At 73.4% G+C, this 6,135-nt stretch carries 6 protein-coding genes and 1 pseudogene; 3 read left to right on the forward strand and 4 right to left on the reverse strand.

Features of this window, described 5'->3' with window-relative positions:
• The first annotated feature begins 48 nt into the window (after positions 1–48).
• Both ACLQ2X_RS25590 and ACLQ2X_RS25595 read left to right on the forward strand, forming a co-directional pair.
• A complete protein-coding gene (locus ACLQ2X_RS25590) occupies positions 49–918 on the forward strand; it encodes a PAC2 family protein (protein ID WP_425683625.1) in 870 nt (289 codons plus the stop codon).
• Between the two features lie 131 nt (positions 919–1,049).
• On the forward strand, positions 1,050–1,841 hold the full coding sequence (locus ACLQ2X_RS25595) for a GntR family transcriptional regulator (protein WP_425683626.1): 792 nt from the start codon (positions 1,050–1,052) through the stop codon (positions 1,839–1,841).
• Positions 1,842–1,954: 113 nt separating this feature from the next.
• Here the strand turns inward: ACLQ2X_RS25595 and mshC are convergent, their stop codons facing one another.
• From mshC to ACLQ2X_RS25615, 4 genes are all read right to left on the reverse strand, one after another.
• Positions 1,955–3,193 (reverse strand): cysteine--1-D-myo-inosityl 2-amino-2-deoxy-alpha-D-glucopyranoside ligase, encoded by a 1,239-nt coding sequence (mshC, locus tag ACLQ2X_RS25600; protein WP_425683627.1) that lies wholly within the window; start codon positions 3,191–3,193, stop codon positions 1,955–1,957.
• A 67-nt stretch (positions 3,194–3,260) separates the two neighbouring features.
• Positions 3,261–4,079, reverse strand: a complete 819-nt coding sequence (locus ACLQ2X_RS25605; protein ID WP_425683628.1) for an SCO1664 family protein — start codon at positions 4,077–4,079, stop codon at positions 3,261–3,263.
• A complete protein-coding gene (locus ACLQ2X_RS25610) occupies positions 4,076–4,657 on the reverse strand; it encodes a DUF3090 domain-containing protein (protein WP_425683629.1) in 582 nt (193 codons plus the stop codon). Before ACLQ2X_RS25610 ends, ACLQ2X_RS25605 begins: the two co-directional genes overlap by 4 nt.
• An 87-nt stretch (positions 4,658–4,744) precedes the next feature.
• Complete coding sequence (locus ACLQ2X_RS25615; RefSeq protein WP_425683630.1) at positions 4,745–5,458, reverse strand: MSMEG_4193 family putative phosphomutase; 714 nt, start codon at positions 5,456–5,458, stop codon at positions 4,745–4,747.
• A 444-nt stretch (positions 5,459–5,902) separates the two neighbouring features.
• On the opposite strand from ACLQ2X_RS25615, the pseudogene ACLQ2X_RS25620 reads away from it, so the two are divergent.
• Positions 5,903–6,135 (forward strand): annotated as a pseudogene (locus ACLQ2X_RS25620) (hypothetical protein); the annotation flags it as partial.

The following is a 6,135-nucleotide window of genomic DNA, read 5'->3' on the forward strand; positions in this document are numbered from 1 at the left end:
CGCGCGACGGGGCGGGACCGCCCCCCACGAGCAGGGTGAGGTGACGGCGTGACCGAGTTCGACGGGCTGCCGGTGCTGCGCTCGCCGGTTGCCATCGCGGCCTTCGAGGGCTGGAACGACGCCGCCGACGCCTCCACCGCCGCGGTGGAGCACCTGGAGCAGGTCTGGCAGGCCCGGCAGGTGACCGAGTTGGACCCGGAGGACTTCTACGACTTCCAGGTGAGCCGCCCGACCATCACCATGGCCGACGGGGAGACCCGCCGTGTCGAGTGGCCCACCACGCGGTTCATGGTGGCCAGCCCGGAGGGCACCGAGCGGGACGTGGTGCTGATCCGCGGCATCGAGCCGAGCATGCGTTGGCGTACGTTCTGCGAGCAGGTGCTGGAGATCTGCCACAGCCTGGAGGTGGAGCGGGTGGTGCTGCTCGGCGCGTTGCTGGCCGACGTGCCGTACACCCGGCCGTTGCCGATCAGCGGCAGCGCGTCGGACGCCGACGCGGCCAAGCGCTACCACCTCACCCCCACCCGGTACGACGGCCCCACCGGCATCGTCGGTGTGCTGCACGACTCATGCACCAAGGCCGAGGTCGACGCCGTGTCGTTCTGGGTGCACGTGCCGCACTACGCGAACAACCCACCCTGCCCGAAGGCCACGCTGGCGTTGCTGCACCGGGTCGAGGAGGTCCTCGACCTGCCCGTGCCGATGGCCGACCTGGCAGAGGAGGCCGCGGAGTGGGAGCAGCGCGTGCGCAGCGCCGCCGAGCAGGACGCCGAACTCGGCGAGTACGTGCGTGAGCTGGAGGAACGCGTCGGCGACGCCGGTATCACCCCGCTGACCGGGGACGAGATCGCCCAGGAGTTCGAGAAGTACCTGCGCCGTCGCGGCGGCTCCGCCGGCCCGACCGCCGGCTCCTGGTAGTTCCGCTGTAGTTCCGCTGTCGCTTCTCACGAAGCCGGGTCCTTTCCGGACCCGGCTTCGGGCGTGTCCGGGGTGGCGCGCTCACACCCTCTAAGGCATCCTAGGAACCTAGCTGTCCTGAGGAGGCGGGTATGCAGATCAACCCCGGCGCCGCCGAGTTCCCGCACCGGCAGATCGCCGCGCAGCTCAAGGCCCAGGTGCGCCGCGGCGACTGGGCGCCCGGCGAGCGACTGCCGTCCATCCCGGCCATCGCCGAGATGTTCGGGGTGGCCAAGCAGACCGTGCAACGCGCCGTCGACCAACTGCGGGTCGAGGGCATCCTGATCACCAAACCCGGCTCCGGTACGTACGTCCGGGGCACCCGGCGCCGGCTCAACCGGCTGGCCCGCGGCCGGTACGGCGGCTTCCGCGGCTACCACACCGACCTGGCCGCCCGATACCGCCAGCAACTCGTCTCGGTCGGCCGCGCCCCCGCCCCGCCCGAGGTCGCCGACGCGTTCGGCGTCGCCGACGGCACCGACCTGCTCTGCCGCCGACACCTGGTACGCACCGACGACTCCCCGGTCGAGGTGGGCGCCTCGTGGTTCCTGCCCGCCGACAGCGCCGGCACCTCGCTGGAGCGCACCGAGGCGTTCGGTCGGCCGCTCTACCAGGAGGCCGAGGAGGCCACCGGCCGGCGGTACGCCACCGCCACCGACACCATCAGCGCCCGCCAGCCCAGCCGGGAGGAGGCGGAGGTGCTCCAGATCCGCCCGGACACGCCCGTGCTGCACCTGCTGCACGTCGCCTACGACGAGCAGCACAAGCCGATCGAGGTCGCCCAGGCCACCTGGCCCGGCCCCATGACCACGCTCACCGAGGAGTACAGGATCCCCGCACCGGCTCCCGAGCAGGACCCGGACCCGGGCCTCGTCCTCGGCTGAGCCACCCGCGCCGGCCGCGGGCGTGGCCGGCCCCGGACCGGCCGGGCGGGATGGTCAGGAAGTGTTAAGCAGGGGCCCCTGCTCTACCGCAGGCGTTAACAAGGGGCCCTTCCTTACAGGCGGATGCCGAGCAGGGCGTCGACCGTGTCGGCGAACAGCGCCGGCGCCTGCGCGTCGTCGGCGACCCCGTCCAGCGCGGCGGCGGCCCACCGGTCGGCCGCCGCCAACGCGCCAGGCGTGTCCAGGTCGTCGGCGAGCCGCTCACGTACCTGCGCGAGCAGCGCCGCCCCCGACGGCCCGGCCGGCGCGGCGACGGCCCGCCGCCAGCGGCCCAGCCGCTCCTGCGCCTCGGTCAACAGCGCGTCCGTCCAGGACCGGTCGGCCCGGTAGTGCCCGCTCATCAGGGCCAACCGCACCGCCGTCGAGTCGACCCCGTCGGCCCGCAGCCGGGACACGAAGACCAGGTTGCCCCGCGACTTGGACATCTTCTCGCCGTCCAGGCCGATCATGCCGGCGTGCACGTAGTGGTCGGCGAACGGCGCCGCACCGGTCAGCCGCTCGGCGTGCGCGGCCGAGCACTCGTGGTGCGGGAAGATCAGGTCGTTGCCGCCGCCCTGCACGTCGATCCGCTCGCCGAGCAGGCTCAACGCGATGACGGCGCACTCGATGTGCCAGCCGGGACGGCCGGGGCCCAGGTCGCCGCCGGGCCAGGACGGCTCGCCCTCGCGGGCGCCGCGCCACAGCAGCGGGTCCAGCGCATCCCGCTTGCCGGGGCGCTCCGGGTCGCCGCCGCGCTCGGCGAACAACGGCACCATCTGCTCCCGGGACAGGTTGGACTCGTAGCCGAACCGCGGCGCGACGGAGATGTCGAAGTAGACGTCGCCGGTGCCGTCGTCGAGGCGGTACGCCGCACCGTCCTTGAGCAGCACGAGGACCTTCTCGGCGATCTCCGGGATCGACTCGACCGCGCCGACGTAGTGCGCCGGCGGGATCATCCGCAGCGCCTCCATGTCCTCCCGGAACAGCGCGGTCTCCCGCATGGCCAGGACCTTCCAGTCCTCACCGTCGCGTGCGGCGCGCTCCAGCAGCGGATCGTCGATGTCGGTGACGTTCTGCACGTACCGCACGTCCAGGCCGGCGTCGCGCCACATGCGCTGCACCAGATCGAAGGTGATCATGGTGGCGGCGTGGCCGAGGTGGGTCGCGTCGTACGGGGTGATGCCGCAGACGTACATCGACGCGGCACTCTCGGGCCGGCTGGGATGGGCACCCTGGCGCGCCGAGTCGTACAACCTCAGCGTCGCGCCCGCACCCGGCAGCCGTGGCACCTCGTGTCCCGCCCAAGACTCCATGACCGCCAGCCTAACGACCCGTCAGGCACTCGGTTGCCGCCCCGCACGTGATCAACGCGACAACCGCTCACATGGGCGGCCAGGGCATCGCCGGCCAGTCCTGTGACGGCAGCGGGAACCGGCCGGTCTCGCGCAGCCGCCGGACCCGTTCCGCCAGCGCGGCCAGCTCACCGAGGGTCAGATGCTCGGCCAGTTCGTCGCCGAGCGGCCCGCGCAGCTGCCCGGCCAGGCCGTCGAGCATCTCCACCGCGTCCGGCGGCAGTTCGCGGCCGGCCCAACCCCAGAGCACGGTACGCAGCTTCTCCTCCACGTGGAAGCTCACGCCGTGGTCCACCCCGTAGAGCCGGTCGTCCGGGCCGACGAGCAGGTGTCCGCCCTTGCGGTCGGCGTTGTTGATCACCGCGTCGAGGACGGCCAGGCGGGCCAGCCGGGGGTCGTCGGCGTGCGCCAGCGCGTACGCCGCACCGTCGTCGTCGCGGGCCGCGGCGACCGGCAGCCAGCGCGGCGGCGCCGCCTGCGCCGGCACGAAACCGACGAGCGGCTCGGCGTCGGCCGGCTCGTCGATCCAGAGCTGGCAGGAGCCGGGACCGAGCGGGCCGTCACGCAGCACCGTCGGCGGCACCAGGTCCCACCCGGTGGCCCGGGAGACCAGGTACGCCGCCACCTCCCGGCCGGCGAGCGTGCCGTCCGGGAAGTCCCACAGCGGGCGCTCACCGCGTACCGGCTTGTAGACGCAGCGGGCGGTGACGTCACCGCGGGCGATGACCGCGCGCAGCGTGGTGTTGGAGGCGTCGACGAGCCGCCCCTCCAGGGTCAGCTCACCGTCGGTGAGCAGCCGCAGCGCCTCGGCGCCGTCCTGTCGGGGCTGCAGTTCCGACGAGGTCACCGGTGATAGCCGTTGTGCCGGGGGCAGAGGTGCCCGGCCGGGTCGAGCGGCTGGCCGCACAGCGGGCACGGGGGACGGCCGGCGCTGACCACCCGCTTGGCGCGTTCGATGAACTCGCGTGTCGCCTCGGGGGTCAACCGCACCCGCAGCCGGTCGAGGTCGGCGTCCGGCTCCTCCGGGTCCTCGTCGACGTCGTCCTCCGCCTCGCCCAGGTCGGTCTCGACCTCGGCCTCACCCACGGCGATCGCCTCGATCACCACGGTCGCGGTGTCCACGTCGAAGGCCAGACCCAGGGTGCCGACCCGGAACTCCTCGTCGACCGGGGTGTCGAGCGGCTCGTTGTCACCGGTCACCGTGGTGACCGCCTCCGGCAGCTGCACACCGAAGCGGCGCTGCGCCTCGGTGAGCAGTTCCTCGAGCTTCTCGGCGAGCAGGGACACCTGGACCTTCTCCAGCGACACGCTGACCAGCCGGCCGCCGCCACGCGCCTGGAGGAAGAACGTGCGCTCCCCCGGCGGGCCGACCGTACCGGCGACGAACCGCTCCGGCGGCTCGAAGGCGTGCACCTGGTGCGTCATACCCACGACCCTATCCGGCGCGCGGAAGCACCGTGCAGCCCACCGACGCCGAATCCGCCCAGAGCGCAACGGACCGCCCGGCCGCCCTCATCCCGCCGCGCCGGCGCCGCCACCGACCGGCGCGTCCGAGCCGGTGGCACGGGTCGACCGCCGCCCACGTCGCCGCGGCGGTGGGACCAGCGCCGACAGGTCCCCGCCGGTGTCGTTGAGCCGGACCAGGAACGGCCGCAGCGGCGTGTAGCGGATCACGGTCACCGACGCCGGGTCGGCCACGATCCGCTGGAAGAGGTCCAGGTGTACGCCGAGTGCGTCCGCCACGATCGCCTTGATCACGTCGCCGTGGCTGCAGGCCAGCCAGACCGCCTCGGACCCGTGCTCGGCCGTGACCCGGGCGTCCCACGCGCGTACCGCCGCGACCGCCCGCGCCGACATCGCGGCCATCGACTCCCCCTGCGGGAACGCGACGGCGCTCGGGTGCTGCTGGACCACCGGCCAGAGCGGCTCCTTCGCCAGCTTCTTCAGCGACTGCCCTTCCCAGGCGCCGTAGCCGCACTCGATGAACCCCTCGTCGAGCACCGGCTCGGCGGTCGGCAGCGCCAGTTCGAGTGTCTGCCGGCAGCGGATCAGCGGGCTGGACACCACCGCGGCCAGCGGCAGCCCGGCGAGCCGTGCACCGACCGCGGTCGCCTGCCCCCGCCCGGTGTCGTCCAGCTCGACCGGTTGCCGGCCGGCCAGGCCACCGTCGGCGTTGGCGGTGGTGCGGCCGTGTCGCAGAAGCAGAAGGGTTGCCACGCTGACCACCCTAGGCGGTGCGGTCGCCGGACGATCGTCCCGCCACGACCGCCGTGCCCGGTCCGCTCTCCGCGTGCCTTCGGCGACAAACCGGACACCGCGCCCGGTCGGCCTCAGGCTCGACGTGAGCCGGCCAGGGCGGCGCGAGCCGGCAAGGTGCGGGCGCGGCCGATGGGCGCCGAGCGTCCGGTTTCGGGGTGGTCGGGGACACCCGCCGGGCGGAATCGGTGACCGGGCGGGGGCGTTGTATCTGGTGTACGACCGCAGCAGCGCGACGCTCCCGACGACGCGCGGACCGCCCCCGGGAATGGTCCCGGCAGGCCGGTCGTTGCAGATGCCCCCCGGCACGGCCTTCCCGGCGTGCGGGCGGGATCCCCCAAGACCTCAGTGCGCCTGACGGTGCCGCGCACCCCACCCCCCGGGTGTGCGTCGACCCCCGAACGGAGCCCTCTCATGAACACGATCCTGCGTAAGAGCATCCTCGGTATCGCCGGTCTGACCGTCGCCGGTGGCCTGGCCGCCGGCCCCCTCAACCACCAGAGCGACACCGCCGCCGTGGTGCGCGACACCGCCACCACCCAGACCACCACGCTCGACACCGCCACCCTCATCCCGCACGGCGTGCAGGGCACCCAGTCCCGCATCGACCTCAACGACGAGCAGACCAAGAACGTGAAGGCGATCAT

It is taken from the genome of Micromonospora sp. DT31 (assembly GCF_049841795.1).
In the GTDB taxonomy this organism is placed as follows: Bacteria; Actinomycetota; Actinomycetes; order Mycobacteriales; family Micromonosporaceae; genus Micromonospora.

Excerpts from the sequence above, each read along its gene's own strand:
- ACLQ2X_RS25610 (WP_425683629.1), bottom strand. The coding sequence starts at position 4,657 with ATGACGCACCAGGTGCACGCCTTCGAGCCGCCGGAGCGGTTCGTCGCC.
- ACLQ2X_RS25595 (WP_425683626.1), top strand. The coding sequence starts at position 1,050 with ATGCAGATCAACCCCGGCGCCGCCGAGTTCCCGCACCGGCAGATCGCC.
- mshC (WP_425683627.1), bottom strand. The coding sequence starts at position 3,193 with ATGGAGTCTTGGGCGGGACACGAGGTGCCACGGCTGCCGGGTGCGGGC.